This window comes from Ligilactobacillus pobuzihii E100301 = KCTC 13174 (genome assembly GCF_000349725.1).
Lineage (GTDB): Bacteria > Bacillota > Bacilli > Lactobacillales > Lactobacillaceae > Ligilactobacillus > Ligilactobacillus pobuzihii.
On the sequence record NZ_APCP01000064.1, the window covers coordinates 20,234 to 39,838 of the forward strand.

A 19,605-nucleotide genomic window follows, 5' to 3' on the forward strand; every position below is an offset into this window, starting at 1 on the left:
AATGTCCCAGTCTCTTCTTTTGCTAAAAATAATCAAATTATCGCTGATGATTTTTATTAGCATAAACGTTTTTAATAACCTGTTTAAACTATTTTTTTCTGATCGTATACTTTCTTTTCGCTGATTGATCACGGTCATATTTTTTACGTGCACGGTCTTTGTGGTTATAGCGATTGCTATTTCCATTACCGTTTCCACCCTTACGCCCGTAATTTTGTCTTTTGCGTCCATTATACTTACCACCACGACGATTATGATGATACCCACCGTGAGAACGACGGCCCTTCTTATGAGGCAATGGACGCTCAGGCGTGATCTTAACAGGCACATTTTGCGCGTCATCTTTTGTCAAATCATTCAACAAAGCAGCCGCGATTTGTTTAGCATCATATTTTTCTAGCAGTTGTTCTGCTTGATCTTCATATTTAGCAGATTCTGGATCATCGATCAACTCTTGTACGCTTTCAACGGCCGCAGAAACTTGACCAATAAAGGCTTCTTTTTCCGTCGGCGGCTTCATCGGCAGCATGCGTTTCTTAGTTAAGCGTTCGATCACCCGGAGATAATCCATCTCATTTGGAGTTACAAATGTTACTGAAACTCCATGGTGCCCAGCACGGCCTGTCCGACCGATCCGATGAACATAACTTTCTGGGTCTTGCGGGATATCATAATTATAAACATGAGTTACTCCAGAAATATCTAATCCACGAGCAGCCACGTCTGTAGCAACTAATATATCCAACTTACCAGCTTTAAACTTATTCATGATCGTCATCCGCCGTTGTTGCGTTAAATCACCGTGGATCCCTGCAGCGTTATAACCACGTGCTTCAAGCCCCTTCGATAATTCATCCACACGACGTTTAGTTCGACCGAAAATAATCGTTAATTCAGGTGCTTGAACATCAATGATCCGTGTCATTGTATCAAATTTTTCAAATTCACGTGCTTTTACGTAAAATTGATCAACTAAATCTGTTGTTAATTCTTTTGATTTAATTTTAACAACACTTGGTTCATCCATAAATTTCTCGCCAATTTTGGTGATCTGCTTAGGGATCGTAGCGGAAAATAATAATGTTTGTCTTTGCTTGGGAAGCGAAGAAATAATCGACTCAATATCTTCTAAAAAGCCCATATCTAACATCTCGTCCGCTTCGTCCAAAACTAGTGATTGAACATGACTTAAATCAACCGTTTTCCGACGAATATGATCTAACAAACGTCCAGGTGTTCCAACTAAGATCTGTGGTGCATTCCTCAAGTTTTGAATCTGACGTCTAATGTCAGCACCACCATAAACAACTTGAACTTTACCATGTTTGTCTTTGCTTAAACGAAATAATTCTTCCTGAGTCTGTATAGCCAATTCACGAGTCGGTGAAATAATCACTGCTTGGATCTGGCGTTTTGAAGTATCAACATCTTGAATGATCGGCAAACCAAAAGCTGCCGTTTTACCAGTACCAGTTTGAGCCTGACCAATAACGTCTTTCCCCTGTAAAACAAGCGGAATTGTTTGTTCCTGGATCGGTGTTGCTTCTTCAAAGCCACTGCGTTTGACTGCTTTTAGTATCTCAGCATCCAAACCTAATTCATCAAATTTCAAATAACCTTTCCTCCTAGACTGCGTCTTGCAGTTGTTCCTGATTTGTTATTACAAACAAATCAACTTCACAACACAGCCAGTTGGAACTGTCCTTCTTCTGTCTTGCAAAGTTGCTCTCTAAAACACGTATCCATAAAATACTAGCACCTTTAAATAAATAAATCAATCACCAATTAAAGAAACTAATACTTTTTCTAGTGCGATACCGTGACTTCCCTTGATCATGACCATATCGTTAGCAGTTAGCTCTTGGTCAAGATCTGAATAAAGTTGCTCTTTTTGACCTACGCCATATTGATGGATCTGCGAACTTGATAATTTGTCTTGTAATGCATTACCTAAATTTTTCATCAAGTCACCACATAAATAAACACCACTAATTTCTGATGGATCGATTGCATCAGCTACACTAGCATGCATTTGCGCTGCTTTATCGCCTAATTCCAACATATCACCTAAAACCACGTAACGCTTGCCATCAGTTGGGACCTGGCTGAAAGCCTCAATAACTTTCTTAGCAGCCGTCGGATTAGAATTATAAACATCACTTAAAATCTTTTCACCCTTTTTACCAGTGACCCATTCAGCACGATTTTTTGTGATTGTAAAATTTTTTAGTGATTTTTCCATATTTTCTGGTGATATCCGGAAAACCTGGCCAACACTAATAGCCGCTAAAGCATTATTAACATTATAAGTCCCTAACATTGGGATACTAAATGAAATGTCTGGGTATGCAGCAACCTTAAACGAAGTCGAATCATCATGTCCCTCAATTTGTGTAGCAGTAACATCATTACTTTCATTATTTCCAAATGTTAATTGAGACATCGTTTCATCCTTGGCACGACTAACCAACAAAGGTTCGTCACCATTATAAATAAAGTAGCCATCTTCTGTCAGTCCGTGTGTGATCTCCATCTTAGCATCCGCGATCTTATCTCGCGTACCGAAAAATTCGATATGTGCTTCACCGATCATCGTGATTACAGCGACATCTGGCGCAACCAACTTACTCAAATAGTCTAATTGACCAAAACGGTCCATTCCTAATTCAACTACCAAAACTTCCGTATTAGGTTCCATTGTCAAGCAAGTCATCGGCACACCAATTTCATTGTTGAAGTTTTCAGGTGTTTTTTTAACGTGAAATTGAGTACTCAATATTGACGCCACCATATCCTTGGTGGTTGTCTTACCATTACTACCAGTTATCGCAACCACACGTGGGTTAATTTTTTGTAAGTAATAACGTCCTAATTGTTGTAGAGATTTTAACGAATTTTCCACAGTCAAAAATGGGAGATCTTCTGGAAAATCGGAATGGTCTTCCTGCCATAAAGTAGCAACTGCTCCGTTATCCTTAGCCGCTTCAACAAAGTGATGACCATCATTGTCACCGATCAACGGCACGAACAAAGCACCTGCACTGATTTTACGAGAATCAAAGCTGACACTTGTCACCGTGATGTCATTCCAACCATCTTGGGGTTCAATGTTTAACGCTTGTGCAATTTCAGCTAATTGCATTTTCATAATATATTTTCTTCCCTTCAAATCATCGTGAGCTTCAGTTGCCACGATATTTTACCACTGGCAATTGTATCACAGTTTTTACAAGTAACGAAACAATGTCATTATCGCACGAACTAAAATTACCGAGTAACGGTTTTTCTCTCATTATCTTGTAAGAAAAAAACCTAGGCAAAAGATAACTTTTACCTAGGTCTAACTACGGTGTTTATTAAAATAAACAGAATCAATAACACTCCACACAATGTCTTGATTCAGACACACTGCATTCCGGCAGTAAAACGTGTCCCGTTTCGATCAAACCGCTAGGCGCCACAGCGCAACAATTAACTTGTCCGGCTATATCTCGACTCATCGCATGACTTTACTTTACTCGCTTAAAACAAAAAATTCAAGTTCAATTTACCTTAGTCTAAAATTTTATCCATTCTGTGATGCTTGATACCTGCATCTAAAAAACCGGATCCTTTGACCTGATAGCCTAATTTTAAATAAAAATTCTGTGCTTGATCTTGAGCACCCAAAGTTAATAACTGAATGTGCTTACTATAAGCAACATCTTCGATTTCTCTTAACACCTCAGTTCCCAAGGACCTTTTCCTAAATTCACTTTTAACTGCTACTCTTTGGATATGCCAAATACCAGCATCTTCCTCAATTACTCGTGCAGTTACCACAGGCTGGGAATTTAAATAACCCACAAAGTACAACGGTCCTTGTTCATGATCGATCTCATCAGCTGGGGATACATTTTGCTCTTTGACAAAAACCTCAGTTCGCAAAGCCAGTGCATCTAGATAGACCTGATCATTCAAATTAGTAGTCCGTTTAAATTCTACCATCAGATCACTCCTTTTTTCATATTATACAAATAATATCTAAAATTACGAACTTAAAAGTTGAATAAGTTGTTATTTTATCTCGTTAGCACAAAAATATCACCAACAAACCAATCATTTCACATTGATACCAAAATAATTGGCAACTTTACAAAAAAGAACTATAATGAAACTGAAGTGTGAAAGCTTCAATTTATGGAAATTGAAAAGAGGCGAAGAAACGTGGCTAAAAAGTTAAGCAAAGAAGAACGCAAAGCTATGGCCCGTAAGGCGATGGAAGATCGCGCAAAACATCCGAATGAGTCCAAGGGCTCCGGCTTCGCTAAATTAGATGAAGATGCTAAAAAACTTCACTAATTAGATTCTAAAAATTTCTATACTTTTGTGCTTGATTGCACAAAAAAGGCCGACAAATCACGCCGACCTTTTTATTTTTCATTAGCTGTTAAGACTTTCCTATATATTCCAAGTGTCTTTGGATCATCATAAATATCAAAGTACACCTCATCAAAGGCTCCCAAAAACTCCTTGCGACTCAAGATATCTTTAAAAAGCTGAGCCGTTAATTGTGGATCATTTTGAAAAGTTCCACACCCAAATGCACCCAAAATCAAATTTCTTACCCTTTCATTTTTAAATGCACGTAAAGTTCGGAGTATTTTATCAAAAAGATCGATTTCAATATGCTGGCTACTAACTGGCAACCCCTCTTGTTTCATAGCAACAATATTCGGTGCACTGATGGAAACAATATCTGGATATTTATAATGGTTAGCTAAGCCCTCTTCTTTTTCATCACGTAATACTTTGACATGATGCGAATAAATCAAAGAACGACTATAGTAAAAACCATTGTCATTACGTTTGTTGTCTGCGTAATAGGTTTGCTTAAACTTTAATAATTCAGGATAGAGAAATGAATTACGGCATAGCGTTTGTTCTTGGGCATTAATACCATCCTGAAAGCGTCCACCTGGTTCAATGGGATCCGCAAAATTCATGATCCCTAGCGAACGATGATCAGAAACACGTGCGATCCGATACAACACATTTTCTGCACGTACTTTGATCTTGGGCGGCTTTATACCTAACGGACTAGATTCGTCTTGTCGGTCTACGATCAGCATAGAATCCTGCTGTAAATTATTCATTTCTATCTGGTATAAGTTCATTGCCTTATGTCCTAATGCCTTACGATTTTTAATTAATTCCATTGTATAGTTATCAGTGCCGGCTACTTCTTTTGCCATACTGAATGTGTCAACCCCCCGTATTGCTGGACCTCGACTAATGAAACATTCGGTGCGTTTAGATCTGTATCAAACAATGGTATACCACTACCTAATTGCACCGGTACAGTTGTTAAACGGATCTCATCAACGCTATTAACACTAGTTAATTGGTTAATAACTGAGGGTCCTCCCAAGATCCAAATATTACATTTTAACTGTTCTTGTACTTTTTTTAACGCCAATGTTAGATCACCTTTAACTCGGATCACTCCAGCAAGAGTCTCCAACTTTTGACGTGAAGCAACGATCAACTTTAAGCCTCTATTTATAAGTTCAGAGATTTGCTCTGGATATTGTTCATACGTCTTTCTACCCATAAATACCGCGTCACAGTCTGACGGATAAACTAACTGCATACCAGCTGGAACAAATTCTTGATAATATTGTTGTAATAATGACGTACTGCCGTTGATCGCACATACATAGCCATCTACACTAACCACTATCGACAGTATTACCTTCCCATTTGACATATTGATCTTCCCCATATTATGTAATATTCTTCAAAACACTCTTAATTTTACACTAGATAAAACAAAAAGAATAGTAATGCAGAACAATTCGGATCTTAACTACCAACTTATTAAAAATCAATTTCTTTTTAACGCAATGGGGCTGAGAGATAATTAGCTGTGGAATTCTAAAAAGGCCGTTGACCTAACCCATATTAATGGGTTAGATCGACGGCCCTTAAACGTGTTCCAAAAAATTGAAGCATCTTTTGTCTCACTCTCAGAATATTCAGTTAATTTAGAAGCTAAAATGCATTACATTTATTATTCTACGTTTAAGATCCACAAGAATAGTAAAAAGACAAAGAACATTACATACATTAAAGCAGGAACTTCTTTGCCACGTTTGGCAGCGATCATAGTGATCGGATAAGCGATAAAGCCTAAAGCTAAACCATCAGCAATACTATAAGTCAATGGCATCCCACTAATGATCAAGAATGCGGGGATAGCAATCTCTAATTTATTCCATTCGATCTTGGCCATATTTTGTGCCATCAAAACACCAACAATAATTAAGGCTGGTGCGGTAACTTGTGATGTAACTACACCCAATAGAGGAGAAAAAAACATTCCTATGATAAACATAAAACCAGTAACAACAGCGGTCAAACCTGAGCGACCACCCACTGCGATACCAGCGGACGACTCAACGTACGCGCCAACTGGTGAAGTACCAAAAATAGAGCCCGCCAACATGGCAGTCGAATCGGAGATCAAGGCTTTACCAACTCGTGGCATCTTATTGTTTTTCATAAAACCGCCCTGTTGTGCCAAACCAACTAATGTACCCGCTGTATCAAAGAAAGTAACCAATAAAAATGTCAGTACAACAACTACCAGCTGTAAAGAATTAATATCCATCACGTGTTTAAAAGCAACCCCAAAAGTTGGTGCTAAACTAGGAATACCAGAAACGATCTCATGAGGCATTGGAATAAAACCTGTCATGATCCCAAAAACTGATGAAAGCAACATTCCGATAAAAATGGCTCCAGGCACATTAGTAACCATCAAAATAACTGTCACTATCAAACCAAAGATCGTGACCCAAGTTGAACCAGAAAGCGAACCTAAAGTAACTAAGGTCGACTTATCACCAGCCACTAATCCGCCACCTTGTAATCCAATAAAAGCAATGAACAGCCCAATTCCTGCTGAGATCGCTGACTTAAGGTCCGCAGGAATAGAATCAATAATTTTTTCACGTAATTTAAAAATTGTGATCAAAATAAAGAGTAAAGCAGCTACAAAAACACCCGCTAGAGCCGTTTCCCATGGAATTTTCATTCCAATACAAACTGAATAAGCAAAGAACGCATTGATTCCTAAACTTGGAGCAGTAGCAATCGGGTATTTAGCCAAAACACCCATCAAAACACAACCTAACGCACTAGCTAAAGCTGTAGCAGTGAAAACAGCTCCCTTATCCATGCCGGCATCACCCAAAATTGAAGGGTTAACAAATAATATGTAAGCCATGGAAATAAATGTTGTGAACCCCGCAAGCACTTCTCTTTTGATCGTCGTGTTCAATTTATCAATACCAAAAAATGAAGTAATAGACTTTTTCATTTTAAAACTCCTTCTTTAATTAACTACATCATGCAGATCAACGAACGCATTGATTTGTGCATAACTCAAATTATTTAAATAACCTAAAGTAAACTAATTTTAGCTAAACACGAACATTACCAAAAATAAATACTTTATACAAACAACTTACACTATACTACATTCCAAAATAAATGCAAATAAACATAACATCAAATTATCGTTCGTGTTTAAGAAGTAGAGCCAACTGCGTACATCTCTAAAAAATGGTAATCTATTATAGTAAGAAAATTTTTATCTTGAAAGGTTGACCATTATGAACCGCAATTCGATCGGTATCCGACAAATGGTTGAATTTGTTTTGCGTAGTGGTGATTTGAATCCTGCTTCTACTGGTTCACAAAACACTGCGCTTGAAGGCTCAAGAATCCATCGCAAATTACAAAAAGAGTGGCAACAAACGACCAAAAAAGAGGTATATTTAAAAAAAAGTTTCACAGCCGGCAACGAAGAATGGCTTCTTCATGGACGCGCCGATGCATTACACCTTACCGAAAACAAAACATATGATGAAGTACGTGAGATCAAAACTTCATCTCTTGCATTCGAAGAACTCAGCGAAAATACGTTGACCCTTTATTTTAGCCAAGCTAAGGTTTATGCATATATTTTAATGGAAGAAAATAATATCGACCATCTCACTTTGTCTTTATATTATTTTCAAACTACTACGGAAAAGTTAACCGTCAAAAGTATCGAGTATACACGTGAAGACGCTACAATTTTTTATAACCAGTTAATTGAGAAATTTACCTGGTGGGTCGAATTTAAAGCAAAAATGCGGAACAAAAGAAATTTTTCTAGCCAAGAACTAACTTTTCCATTTCCAAAATATCGTCAAAGTCAATATAAACTATCGGCAGCTGTGTATAAAACGATTTATTCACACCAACGTCTTTTTGTAGAAGCACCAACAGGAACTGGAAAAACCATTTCAACACTTTTTCCAGCCGTCAAAGCTTTTGGAGAAAAGCATGCAGAAAGGATCTTTTATTTAACTGCTAAACAAAGTACACGTCATGTTGTTGAAGAAGCATGTGCGTTAATGGAAAAAAATGGTCTGACCATGCATGCGATCACTTTGACCGCTAAAGATCATATTACATTTGAAGAAGAAAAAAACCTGGCAGATACAAAAAATCCTTATTTTTTGGGTTACTATGATCGTCTTAAACCAGCTTTAAAGGATATATTGTCTAACGAAACGGTGCTCACACGAAATGTGATCGAAAAATACGCACGTAAACATACTGTAGATCCATTTGAATTTTCATTAGATGTCAGTTTATTCTGTGATACTATCATTTGTGATTACAACTATTTATTTGATCCATTAGTTTATTTGCAAAGATTCTTCTCTGAAAAAAATGATGGCAATATTTTTTTGGTAGATGAAGCACATAATTTAGTACAGCGCGCCAGAGATATGTACACAAAAGAAATTTCATCTGGCAAATTAAAACAACTATTAACAACTTACTCAACAAAATTAAAAGCATCAGACAAGATCCTTAAAATAATAAGTGACTTGCTGGATGAATTTGAAAAATTAAAAGGACCCATGAAAAACTACCACCAAGATTCACTGATCATTACCGAAGAATTTGAAGGATTAAAAGACAAATTACAACCTTTTAGTGATCACTTAAACGACTGGCTACAAGAAAATCCAGATAGTGAAGTTTCCGAAGAGATGCTTGATTACTTTTTAAATTGTCATAGTTACCTGAAAATCAGTAATTTTTATGGACCAGCATTTAAAACTCGTTTGACCTACGACAAAAAAACTGACGATTTATCAGTTAAAATATTTTGCTTAGATCCAAGTGACTTGATCGATGAACAATTACAGTTGGGCGGAGGGAGTATTTTATTTTCAGCAACTCTGTCTCCACTGCCCTATTACCAAGAAATACTGGGAGGACGAGATAATAGCCTGGCATATCGGCTACCTTCACCGTTCCCACCTGAAAATTTGGCCGTCTTAGTTCCAGCTTATATTCAGACTACCTATCAGAAAAGAACTGCTAACCAGGACAATATATTAGCTGCATTACATCTTTTAGCTCTGTCTAAAAAAGGTAATTATCTCGTATTTTTACCTTCGTATTCATATTTAAAAAACATCGCTTCAGCCTATGCACAAAAGTATCCTGAACAAAAAATCATTCAACAACAAAATGAAATGGATGCAAAGCAACGCGAAGAATTTTTAGAGAATTTTCAAAAAGATCAGAGTCAGCCAGTATTAGGTTTTGCTGTTTTAGGCGGGATTTTTAGTGAAGGGATCGATTTAAAAGGAGAACGTCTCAGCGGAGTCGCGATCATTAGCGTCGGCTTGCCTCCCAATGACCCTGAATTAGATGCACTTAAAGAATATTATTTTAACCAAAATAAAGATGGCTTTCAGTATGCTTATCAACTGCCTGGTGTCAATAACGTTTTTCAAGCAGCTGGACGTGTGATCAGAAGCGAAACGGATACTGGCATAGTAATGTTAGTCGATGCTCGTTTCGATCAGCAACGTTACACTAGATTTTATCCACCCCATTGGAAAAATTACCATGCAGTTTATAGTAGTCAGGAACTAAAAAGTGCACTAACAAATTTTTGGAAAAATAAGTAAAAGCTCATAAAACTGCCTGTAAGTTTGACTTTTAGGTCAATAACAACAGTTTTATGAGCTTTTTAATTATGCAATCTTTTCTTAAAAAAGAAATTCTGTAATGAGTCAGGCTGTTTCCTAAATTTAAAATAGAGATACAAGCAAAAAACCAAAGCACCAACCACATCGGCGATCAAGTCACCCATTGTATCCATCAGCGCATCACGACCAACTTTAGGTTGTCCATGTATCAAGTAACGTTGTAAGTTCATACCAAAGCTATCACAGGTAAATTCGTAAAATTCCCATAAAATGCCACAAAATACTGAAAAACAAAAAGCATATAAAACCACAAAGGAACGTGAGATATGGCTTTGAACTTCTGGAGAAACTAGGAAGCCAAATAAAACTAATCCTAAACATACCTCTAAGCTGGAACTAACTAAATGAAGCATTTTATCCCATAAAGGTAAACTATAGAAATGTCTTAAAGTTCCTAAGTAAATTGAACCAAATAAAAATACTACGAAAAATAAAAATAATTGCTGTGGAAGCTCGATCTTAAATCTTCGTGCAATAAAGACTGGTAGATAACCTAACAAGATCCCAGCAATTATCTCAACGACTGTTAAAAACGGGGCACCTTTGTCACTAGCAACCAAAAGATCTTTTAAGCTAAAAATCAACGCGATCAACATCAAGATCTCATACACCCATAAAAAAACCATACTAATAGAAAAATTCTCTTTCCTTTTTGCCATAATGTATTTCACCACCCTTTTGCTTCAAATCAAAAATTCAACTCAATCATATCGTCATTCAGTTATAAACAAAAGCAATACGCAATCCTCTTGATTTGATCAGGAGAAATTAAAGCACAAAAAAAACACTCGATTCAAAACGAATTGAGTGCGATTGCGAATAAAATCGATTATTCTTGTGTAAAACCATACTTTTTGTTGAAACGATCGATACGACCATCGACTTGATTGAACTTCTGACGTCCTGTATAAAAAGGATGTGAATCACTTGAAATTTCAACACGGATCAATGGATATGTTTCGCCTTCAAATTCAACAGTTTCATCAGAATTTTTTGTTGAACCAGAAACAAACTTGTAACCTGTAGCTGAGTCCATGAAAACTACTTGATGATATTCTGGATGGATTCCTTTTCTCATTATTAATACTCTCCTTTGCCCTGAGTCATTTGCTGAGACAGAGTTGATTTTATATTGTTCATATTATGACAACAACTAACATGTTAACATGAAACAACTTGCCACGCAATCGTTTATTACATAGTCAAAAGCTTATCTGATCATCGCCGATTGCCCTTACCTTTGGGTGTCAGATCCCACTTGGCAGCTTGCTCATAAAATTCTTGATTATTTTTTGTTTTACGTAATATATTCAATATTTGTGGCGTATCATTTTCAGGTTCACCGCTCATGACTTTACGTAACTTCCAGATACTGTTTAAAACTTCTGGATCTAATAATAATTCTTCTTTTCTCGTACTAGAACGCTTAATATCAACCGCTGGAAAGACCCGCCGTTGCGCTAAACTGCGATCTAATTGAAGCTCTTGGTTACCAGTACCTTTAAATTCCTCAAAAATGAAATCGTCCATACGACTCCCAGTATCAACTAAGGCTGTAGATAAAATTGTCAAACTGCCGCCTTCCTCGATATTTCTGGCAGCGCCAAAAAAACGTTTCGGCTTAAACAAAGCAGCAGGGTCGATTCCGCCTGAAAGAGTTCTTCCACTTGGTGGCTCCACCAAATTATACGAACGAGTCAGACGAGTCAAAGAATCTAACAAGATCACTACATCTTCTTTTTCCTCTACTAATCTTTCCGCACGTTGTAATACCAGTTCTGCGACCCGTACATGATTTTCTGGTTTTTGGTCGAAAGTTGAATAAACAACTTCACCATCGATGGTTCTTTCCATGTCAGTTACTTCTTCAGGTCTTTCGTCGATCAGTAACATGATCAGCTTCGTTTTAGGATAATTCTTGGCGATCCCTTTTGCAATTTGCGCCAGTAAATTAGTTTTACCAGTCTTTGGTGGGGCCACGATCAGCCCACGCTGACCAAAACCGATCGGTGCAAAAGCATCGATCACACGAGTCGCTAACTGAGAACTTTTCGTTTCTAGACGCATCTGCTTATCAGGAAATAGCGGGGTCAAAGCTGGGAAATGTGGACGAGTTTTAGCTACCTCGGGATCTTTACCATTAACTGAATCAACATGCATCATTCCATAGTACCGCTCATTAGTTTTAGGAGCACGGACTTTTCCTTCCACCAGATCACCGCTTCTTAATCCAAAACGCCTGATCTGTGAGGCTGAAACATAAATATCCTCTTGCGAGTGACCATAATTTATCGGGCGCAAAAAACCATAGCCTTCTTCATGAGAAACAACGTCTAATACCCCGTGCATATAATAAAAGCCTTCTTCTTGGGCTTGTGCACGGATAATTGCAACAGACAATTCTTTTTTATTCATTTGGCTATAGTAAGGGATCTTTAATTGACGAGCAAAGCTATATATTTCTTTTAAAGTCTTGTCTTCTAGATCAGCCAAAGTTAAATTTTCTGGCATTTTTTGTGCTCCTTTATTTCGTTTCTAATTGATCAGATGTAGTGACAACTTTCAGTTCTACATGTAAACCGTGAAATTTTTCCACGATTCGATCATATCCACGTAAAACATTATCGGCTTTCAAGATTGTAGTTAGACCTTCAGACATCATGGCTAGTCCGACCAAAGAAACACCTGCGCGGATCTCATCGGCTTCGACAGTTGTACCTGCTAATTTGTCAGCAGGACCAACGGTGATCACACCATTTTCGCTTTTAATATTACCACCCATACGGTTCATTTCGCCAATATGCTTAATACGTTTAGGATAAAGAGTATCAATGATCGTCGATTTTCCCCGAGCTTTCATCAATAAAGGCGTGACCGGCTGTTGCAGATCTGTCGCAAAACCAGGAAATGGTGCTGTTTTGATCGAGATCGGTGCCAGTTGGTCATTACCTGGGATATAAACACTGTCCTCATCGATTTCCAAAGTAACACCCATTTCACGTAATTTCGCCAAAAAAGGATCCAAATGTTCTGTGATCACGTTTTTTACCAAAACACCTTCACCCACCGCAGCAGCAAAGGCAATGTAGGTCCCAGCTTCAATGCGGTCAGGAATAATAGTATGCGTATTGCGAGCTTCTAAATGATCAACACCTTCAACTCTGATCTCATTAGTCCCCGCACCACGAATATGGGCACCCATATTATTCAAAAAAGTCGCTAGATCAATAATTTCTGGCTCACGCGCAACGTTTTCCATGACAGTTATCCCTTTTGCTTTTACAGCAGCCAATAAAACGTTGATCGTAGCCCCAACTGAAACTAAGTCAAAAAAAATCCGTGCTCCATGCAGACCATCTGGGCCGGTTGTGATCTCAACAGAATTTTTTTTCTTTTTAACACGAGCTCCTAAAGCCTCAAAGCCCTTGATATGCTGATCTATCGGGCGTGGACCAATATTATCTCCACCAGGGAAACCGACAGCGGCATGACCAAATTTCCCCAATAAAGCACCCATGAAATAATACGATGCACGTAAACTACGAATAACATCGCCTGGAAGCGGATTAGGTCGAATCTGAGTAGGGTCGATTTTCAAAATACCATGCCTAAAATGTGAATCCACATTCATCGACTTCAAAATCAACATTAAATTATGAACATCTAAGATATCTGGAACAGAATCAAAAGTTACTGGTGTATCAGCTAAAATAGCAGCTGGGATCAACGCAACCGTACTATTTTTTGCACCGCCGATCGTGACCTCACCAGACATTTTCTGTCCACCCTTTACAAGCATTTTTTTCATTATTACAAGTCCTCACCAAAATAAAAACAATTATTAGTCTTATATCATCAAAAAGCACGCTTATTCACTTAATAGCTTCAGCGTACAGAGACACAAAAAGTGCCTTATTTCATAATACAAGATACCAATAATTGTTTCAATTGATTTTAAGAAGTTATACTAAATTTTGTAAAAAAATACGTTTTTCTATTAAGAATGAATAGAATTAGATCCTATAAACTTTAGCAACTCTTTTTCTTCTTCTGGGGTCGGTGAATTACCAGTCATTGATTTAAACCCATGGATCTTCTCAACGGTAAAATGACTTGCCAAAGCAAACTGAGCATCACTCATATGATGCTTTCCCTGATAATCAATAATTTTCAAAGCAATGTTATCGAATCCTTCAGATTTTTGCATTTTAATCATCCTTCCTGATCAACTGATCTTCCGTTAATTCCAGCATATCATAAATACTTGATCTCACTCAAATTTAACTAATTTTGGGTCAAATAAATGGGGTTGGGACATAACTAGCTGTGTGATTCTAAAAGGGCCATCGATCTATCCCAAATTAAATGAGTTGAATCGACGGCCCTTAAACGTGTTCCAAAAAATTGAAGCTTTACTGTAACAACGATTGAATTATTCTGGTCCTTCGCTTTGCTACGACCCAAAATAATTCAATCACCGTTACAAACCGGCTTCACAACATTTTTTGTCTCACTTTAAATATTAAAAATTATTGTGCACTTGCTTTAACAAATTCTGCAAATAAGCCTTCTGGTCGTTGTGGGCGTGACAAAAATTCGGGATGATACTGTGATGCGACAAAGAATTTATGGTCAGTTAATTCAACTACTTCGACCAAATGATTATCAGGTGATGTCCCAGCAAAGGTCAAACCATTATCAGCCAATATTTGCCGGTATGCATTATTGAACTCATAACGATGACGATGACGTTCCTGGATAACATCTTGACCGTCATAGGCCACAAAAGCCCTTGTACCTTTGCGTAATTTACATGGATACAGGCCTAAACGTTGTGTTCCTCCCATTTCTTCAAGGTTTTCCTGGTCGGCCATTAAATCAATAATGTTGTTTTTGCAATGTGGATCAACTTCAGCTGAATTACTGTCCTCTAAACCAGCAACATCACGCGCATATTCGATACATGCTAACTGCATCCCTAAGCAAATACCTAAGAAAGGCACATTATTTTCCCGAGCATATCTGATCGATTGGATCATGCCTTCCAAACCACGATCACCAAATCCGCCTGGAACAATGATACCATCATAACTTGCAAACTTATCTGCAACATTATTCTTATCAAGATTTTCGGCATCAAAGTAATCAATTTTTACATTCTTACCAATTTTATAGCCAGCATGTTTCAAAGCTTCATTAACTGAGATGTAAGCATCAGGAAGCGAAGTATACTTACCAACTAAGGCAATTTTTACCTCACCCGACAAATCTTCAATTTTATCAAGCAAACTTTGCCATTTTGTCATATCAGCTTGTGGTGTATCTAATTGCAATTTTTCACAGACGATATCATCCATGTGCTGGGCTTTTAAGTTCATTGGGATCTGGTACAAAGTAGGTACATCCAACGATTCGATCACTGCTTCTGGTTCAACGTCACAGAAGTTAGAAATTTTATTGCGCATTTCTTGAGAAATTGGCTTTTCAGTCCGTAATACCAGAATATTAGGCTGAATACCTAAGCCGCGTAATTCCTTAACACTGTGTTGAGTCGGTTTCGTCTTCATTTCGCCTGCAGCACCAAGATAAGGAACTAAAGTCGTGTGAATATAGACAACATTGTCAGGACCGACATCAGAGCGCATCTGGCGCAAAGCTTCTAAAAATGGCAAGGATTCAATATCACCAACAGTCCCACCAACTTCAGTAATTACCACATCTGCATCAGATGATGTTCCGGCACGCATGATTTTTTCCTTGATCATGTTAGTGATATGTGGGATAACTTGCACTGTTCCACCTAAGTAATCTCCCCGCCGTTCTTTTTTAATAACTTCGGAATAAATTTTACCAGTCGTTACGTTTGAATACTTGTTCAAACGAATATCAATAAAGCGTTCGTAGTGTCCAAGATCTAAATCAGTTTCTGTACCATCATCCGTTACAAAAACTTCACCATGTTGGTAAGGACTCATTGTACCTGGGTCTACGTTGATATATGGATCAAATTTCTGAATCGTTATTTTCAAACCACGGTTCTTCAACAAACGCCCTAAAGAAGCAGCTACAATACCCTTTCCTAAGGATGATACAACTCCACCAGTTACAAAAATATATTTGGTCATTACAAATGCCTCTCCTCTTCGTTGAAAATTTAATGGGGAAATTTAAAAAAGAAATAAGCTCCCTATCCATTTTATGAATAGAGAGCTTATCTTTACCGTTCATTTGACTTCAGCTTATAACTGAAGCGCCCAGAAAGTATAATACAGAATAATTTCCGCTACGTCAAGGATAATTTTCGCTGAACCAAAAAAACTAGTCCAAATTATTCTTCGTCATCATCGTCTTCATCCTCGTTAAGCTCAGAAAGCTGCCCTTCGATCCCGTCAGGTAATTCATCAGAATCTTCGTCATCAGTTGAATCATCGATGTCGCTTAAATCTTTACCGTATTCTTTTAGTTCTGCAGATTCTTCATCATCTTCAGCGTCTTCATCTGCATCAAAGTCCTGATCTTCAGGATCATCGTCATCATAATCGATCACATCATCGTCGTCAGTTTGATCGTCGAGAAAGGCATTGACCTTTTTACGATTTTTACGTTTTGGACGTTCTTCATCCTCTTCATCGTCAGAATGAACAAGTGCTTCATCGATCGATTCATACGGATACCACGAACGTAAGCCCCACAGATTATCTCCTAATGAAATGAAACTACCGTCAATGTTTAAATCCGTATAAAATTGTGGTAAACGACCACGGATCTCTTCATCGCTTTTTCCAAGAAATTGTTGAATTTCATTTGTCAAATCTGCAAAGCCCATTACATCGCCTTTTTGGTTTAAAATGGCCCGTGCAACTTCGATCATTGATAATTCTGTTTTATTCGCACCTTTGAATCTTTCTAGCTCCAAACCGGTACACGTCCTTTCCACAGTTTATCCTTCATGTTACCGCACTAAGCCGTAAAATGCAATCTAATTTTATATTGTCCTAATTTTCGTCCGTTTGAAAGTAACTCATAATCGATCGAAATTTGACCACTATCCGGATGTTCAGATACGCTGACACTCATTTTAGGAGTTACAGTCTCTAACGGTAACATACCATAAGGCGTTTGATAACGTGCTTCTATTTTCCGATTAGCGATAAAAAACATCCGTGAACGCATTTGACCTGCCTGTCGCGTGAGTTGGACTTCCCCGTTACCATTAATTTTAAAGGTGACCATCGCTGCATCTTGGCCACTTAATTTTTCTTGAAATCTCAAATAAATCGTACGTCCCATGTTAAAAAATTGTCCTGGAACATCTTGCACTAAATTATTAACTTCGCCTTCTTGAATACTTTGTGTTTCCAAATGGATCATTACGTTAGTTTTTTGCGTTGTCGTCTTGATCAACCCTTTCTATCTGATTATTCTTGCATCTATATCACGACTTGATTTAAATTCACAATAACTGATCTAAATTATCAATTCTCGCAACAAATTCAAGCGCCCTTCCTAAAGAAATTTAACTTTCATAAACATTATATATTTTTTATTACGAGCACAAAAGCCTTTCAACTTAGTTATGTTATAATTAAAGTAAAAATTATTGAATAAATAGACAAGTGAGGCTCTGTTAGATTTTATTCTTCATTTTTGTGACAAAATGGGGTTATTATTAGCTTGTTTACAAGGACTGGGGGTTCTTAGACATCACATATTACAACATACAAAAATTACCCATGGAGAAAGTCCTCCGCGATCCGATCCACAACCATATTTATATCCAACACCAAGTGATCTTGGATTTGATCAATGCTAAAGAATTTCAACGTTTACGCCGGATCAAGCAACTTGGAACAACTAGCTATACTTTCCATGGTGCTGAACATTCGCGCTTTTCTCACTCAGTCGGCGTTTATGAGATCACTAGACAGATCTGTGACTTATTTGCTAGAAATTACCCAACTAAAGATGCGCATGATGGTCTGTGGAATGACGACGAACGAATCGTCGCCTTGTGTGCAGCTTTGTTACATGACTTAGGACACGGTCCGTACTCACACACCTTTGAACACATTTTTCAAACTGACCATGAACAAATGACAACTGATATCATTACTTCACCAGAAACTGAGGTCAATCATGTCTTGCAAAAAGTGAGTCCCAGCTTTCCACAAAAAGTAGCGAGTGTCATACAAAAAACTTATCCTAATCCACAAGTCGTCCAAATGATCTCCAGTCAGATCGATGCCGACCGTATGGATTACTTACTGCGTGATTCTTACTTTACGGGAACTAATTATGGTAACTTTGATCTAACACGAATCTTACGGGTCATGCGTCCTTATAAAGAAGGGATCACTTTTGATATTTCAGGGATGCATGCGGTTGAAGATTATATTGTCAGCCGTTTCCAAATGTACCAGCAAGTTTATTTCCACCCAGTTTCACGTTCGATGGAAGTGATCTTAAGCCATTTGTTAAAGCGAGCTAAATACCTATATACCAAAAATGAGTTACAGTTAAACGGAGCTACCGACCTCTTAGTTCCTTTCTTGACTGGTAATTACACTCTTAATGATTATATAAACCTAGATGATGGTGTTCTTAATACTTGTTTTACAGTCTGGCGTAGCTCAAGCGATGAAGTATTAAGTGACCTCGCTTCCCGGTTCTTAGACCGCCACCCATTAAAATCTGTCCGGCTGGCACCTGAAACTAAGAAATTTGTACCGACCTTACAGGATTTAGTTACACAGGCTGGCTATTTGTCTGAATATTATATGGATACTAACGACAGTTATGACCTACCTTATGACGCATATGATCCAAATTCACAAAAACCACGAACCCAGATCGAATTAATGCAAAAAGATCAGAGCTTAGTAGAGTTATCGGCTATCAGCCCCTTAGTTAAATCGATCACTGGTAAAGTTTCTGGCGATGAACGTTTATTCTTTCCACGTGAAATGCTGGCCAGCGATAAACAAAACGATCTTTTTTCACCGGTCTATACTGATTTCAATCGTTACATTCATAATGACCAAGTGGTCGCACCAAATTAAAATAGCAACCCAGGGAAAAAAGTCCCTGAGTTGCTATTTTAGTTTATCTACTAACCCGTGACTAAAACTGCACAGATGATCAACCAGATAGAGATCACCAAACTATTGACTGAAAAACGATCAAAATGAACCGGACGGTTTTTACGATCAGCGACTTCATGAACATCAATTTTTCTTTCTTGGTATTCTTCGTTAGTTTCACCTTTGCGTTGATGTTGAAACCATCCTGACATTAAACTCGCGTGTAATAAAATATCAGCGATCGCTAAACATAAAAGGATCAAACCGATCATAAAAAAAATATCCGATACTATCAGAAGCTTTTTCATAAAATACCCAATTACTGCTAGTACTACAGTAACTATCACTGTGATCATATCTAATTTGTACATGAGCTTGCTTTTAAAATTTGTCATTTATTTTATTTACACCACGTT

General features: G+C 37.7%; 18 protein-coding genes. 3 read left to right on the forward strand and 15 right to left on the reverse strand.

Going from position 1 to position 19,605, the window contains the following annotated elements:
• Positions 1–88: 88 nt before the first annotated feature.
• The 3 genes from cshA to LACPOB_RS0100605 all read right to left on the reverse strand — a co-directional run bounded on the left by cshA (position 89) and on the right by LACPOB_RS0100605 (position 3,987).
• A complete protein-coding gene (cshA, locus tag LACPOB_RS0100595) occupies positions 89–1,612 on the reverse strand; it encodes a degradosome RNA helicase CshA (protein ID WP_017866908.1) in 1,524 nt (507 codons plus the stop codon).
• 162 nt (positions 1,613–1,774) lie between these two features.
• On the reverse strand, positions 1,775–3,148 hold the full coding sequence (locus LACPOB_RS0100600) for a UDP-N-acetylmuramoyl-tripeptide--D-alanyl-D-alanine ligase (RefSeq protein ID WP_017866909.1): 1,374 nt from the start codon (positions 3,146–3,148) through the stop codon (positions 1,775–1,777).
• 404 nt (positions 3,149–3,552) lie between these two features.
• Entirely contained in the window at positions 3,553–3,987 is a 435-nt protein-coding gene (locus tag LACPOB_RS0100605) for a GNAT family N-acetyltransferase (protein WP_017866910.1), read from the reverse strand.
• Between the two features lie 219 nt (positions 3,988–4,206).
• On the opposite strand from LACPOB_RS0100605, the gene LACPOB_RS12875 reads away from it, so the two are divergent.
• On the forward strand, positions 4,207–4,341 hold the full coding sequence (locus LACPOB_RS12875) for a hypothetical protein (RefSeq protein ID WP_017866911.1): 135 nt from the start codon (positions 4,207–4,209) through the stop codon (positions 4,339–4,341).
• A 71-nt stretch (positions 4,342–4,412) separates the two neighbouring features.
• Here the strand turns inward: LACPOB_RS12875 and LACPOB_RS0100615 are convergent, their stop codons facing one another.
• The 3 genes from LACPOB_RS0100615 to LACPOB_RS0100625 form a co-directional block, all read right to left on the reverse strand.
• Entirely contained in the window at positions 4,413–5,234 is an 822-nt protein-coding gene (locus LACPOB_RS0100615; RefSeq protein WP_017866912.1) for a TIGR02452 family protein, read from the reverse strand.
• The gene (locus tag LACPOB_RS0100620) at positions 5,219–5,749 is read right to left on the reverse strand and encodes a dihydrofolate reductase family protein (RefSeq protein ID WP_017866913.1); all 531 of its coding nucleotides are present in this window, start codon (positions 5,747–5,749) and stop codon (positions 5,219–5,221) included. The genes LACPOB_RS0100615 and LACPOB_RS0100620 overlap by 16 nt, the downstream gene beginning before the upstream one ends.
• A gap of 303 nt (positions 5,750–6,052) precedes the next feature.
• Entirely contained in the window at positions 6,053–7,363 is a 1,311-nt protein-coding gene (locus LACPOB_RS0100625) for an NCS2 family permease (protein ID WP_017866914.1), read from the reverse strand.
• Between the two features lie 295 nt (positions 7,364–7,658).
• On the opposite strand from LACPOB_RS0100625, the gene LACPOB_RS0100630 reads away from it, so the two are divergent.
• Positions 7,659–10,028, forward strand: coding sequence for an ATP-dependent DNA helicase (locus LACPOB_RS0100630; protein ID WP_017866915.1), 2,370 nt, complete (start codon positions 7,659–7,661; stop codon positions 10,026–10,028).
• A 62-nt stretch (positions 10,029–10,090) separates the two neighbouring features.
• Here LACPOB_RS0100630 and LACPOB_RS0100635 read toward each other — a convergent pair whose 3' ends face one another.
• The 8 genes from LACPOB_RS0100635 to LACPOB_RS0100670 form a co-directional block, all read right to left on the reverse strand.
• Positions 10,091–10,768, reverse strand: a complete 678-nt coding sequence (locus LACPOB_RS0100635; RefSeq protein ID WP_017866916.1) for a DUF2238 domain-containing protein — start codon at positions 10,766–10,768, stop codon at positions 10,091–10,093.
• A 170-nt stretch (positions 10,769–10,938) separates the two neighbouring features.
• Positions 10,939–11,187 carry a type B 50S ribosomal protein L31 gene (locus LACPOB_RS0100640; protein WP_017866917.1) on the reverse strand — a complete coding sequence of 83 codons (249 nt, stop codon included), beginning with the start codon at positions 11,185–11,187 and terminating at the stop codon, positions 10,939–10,941.
• A gap of 140 nt (positions 11,188–11,327) precedes the next feature.
• A complete protein-coding gene (gene rho, locus LACPOB_RS0100645) occupies positions 11,328–12,620 on the reverse strand; it encodes a transcription termination factor Rho (RefSeq protein WP_017866918.1) in 1,293 nt (430 codons plus the stop codon).
• Between the two features lie 13 nt (positions 12,621–12,633).
• Entirely contained in the window at positions 12,634–13,917 is a 1,284-nt protein-coding gene (gene murA / locus LACPOB_RS0100650) for a UDP-N-acetylglucosamine 1-carboxyvinyltransferase (RefSeq protein WP_017866919.1), read from the reverse strand.
• A gap of 189 nt (positions 13,918–14,106) precedes the next feature.
• A complete protein-coding gene (locus LACPOB_RS0100655) occupies positions 14,107–14,316 on the reverse strand; it encodes an LBP_cg2779 family protein (RefSeq protein ID WP_017866920.1) in 210 nt (69 codons plus the stop codon).
• Between the two features lie 322 nt (positions 14,317–14,638).
• Positions 14,639–16,234, reverse strand: coding sequence for a CTP synthase (gene pyrG / locus LACPOB_RS0100660; protein ID WP_017866921.1), 1,596 nt, complete (start codon positions 16,232–16,234; stop codon positions 14,639–14,641).
• Positions 16,235–16,437: 203 nt separating this feature from the next.
• A complete protein-coding gene (gene rpoE, locus LACPOB_RS0100665; RefSeq protein WP_017866922.1) occupies positions 16,438–17,025 on the reverse strand; it encodes a DNA-directed RNA polymerase subunit delta in 588 nt (195 codons plus the stop codon).
• Positions 17,026–17,069: 44 nt separating this feature from the next.
• Positions 17,070–17,513: a YwiB family protein gene (locus LACPOB_RS0100670; RefSeq protein ID WP_017866923.1), complete on the reverse strand. Its 444-nt coding sequence runs from the start codon at positions 17,511–17,513 to the stop codon at positions 17,070–17,072.
• Positions 17,514–17,842: 329 nt separating this feature from the next.
• On the opposite strand from LACPOB_RS0100670, the gene LACPOB_RS0100675 reads away from it, so the two are divergent.
• A complete protein-coding gene (locus LACPOB_RS0100675; RefSeq protein ID WP_017866924.1) occupies positions 17,843–19,168 on the forward strand; it encodes an HD domain-containing protein in 1,326 nt (441 codons plus the stop codon).
• A 50-nt stretch (positions 19,169–19,218) separates the two neighbouring features.
• On the opposite strand, the gene LACPOB_RS11425 is transcribed toward LACPOB_RS0100675, so the two are convergent.
• Positions 19,219–19,584, reverse strand: coding sequence for a DUF3899 domain-containing protein (locus LACPOB_RS11425; protein WP_017866925.1), 366 nt, complete (start codon positions 19,582–19,584; stop codon positions 19,219–19,221).
• Positions 19,585–19,605: the final 21 nt, after the last annotated feature.

Coding starts and splice junctions, on each gene's coding strand:
- LACPOB_RS0100600 (WP_017866909.1), bottom strand. CDS start 3,148: ATGAAAATGCAATTAGCTGAAATTGCACAAGCGTTAAACATTGAACCC.
- LACPOB_RS0100605 (WP_017866910.1), bottom strand. CDS start 3,987: ATGGTAGAATTTAAACGGACTACTAATTTGAATGATCAGGTCTATCTA.
- LACPOB_RS0100615 (WP_017866912.1), bottom strand. CDS start 5,234: ATGGCAAAAGAAGTAGCCGGCACTGATAACTATACAATGGAATTAATT.
- LACPOB_RS0100620 (WP_017866913.1), bottom strand. CDS start 5,749: ATGTCAAATGGGAAGGTAATACTGTCGATAGTGGTTAGTGTAGATGGC.
- LACPOB_RS0100625 (WP_017866914.1), bottom strand. CDS start 7,363: ATGAAAAAGTCTATTACTTCATTTTTTGGTATTGATAAATTGAACACG.
- LACPOB_RS0100630 (WP_017866915.1), top strand. CDS start 7,659: ATGAACCGCAATTCGATCGGTATCCGACAAATGGTTGAATTTGTTTTG.
- LACPOB_RS0100635 (WP_017866916.1), bottom strand. CDS start 10,768: ATGGCAAAAAGGAAAGAGAATTTTTCTATTAGTATGGTTTTTTTATGG.
- LACPOB_RS0100640 (WP_017866917.1), bottom strand. CDS start 11,187: ATGAGAAAAGGAATCCATCCAGAATATCATCAAGTAGTTTTCATGGAC.
- rho (WP_017866918.1), bottom strand. CDS start 12,620: ATGCCAGAAAATTTAACTTTGGCTGATCTAGAAGACAAGACTTTAAAA.
- murA (WP_017866919.1), bottom strand. CDS start 13,917: ATGAAAAAAATGCTTGTAAAGGGTGGACAGAAAATGTCTGGTGAGGTC.
- LACPOB_RS0100655 (WP_017866920.1), bottom strand. CDS start 14,316: ATGCAAAAATCTGAAGGATTCGATAACATTGCTTTGAAAATTATTGAT.
- pyrG (WP_017866921.1), bottom strand. CDS start 16,234: ATGACCAAATATATTTTTGTAACTGGTGGAGTTGTATCATCCTTAGGA.
- LACPOB_RS0100675 (WP_017866924.1), top strand. CDS start 17,843: ATGGAGAAAGTCCTCCGCGATCCGATCCACAACCATATTTATATCCAA.
- LACPOB_RS11425 (WP_017866925.1), bottom strand. CDS start 19,584: ATGACAAATTTTAAAAGCAAGCTCATGTACAAATTAGATATGATCACA.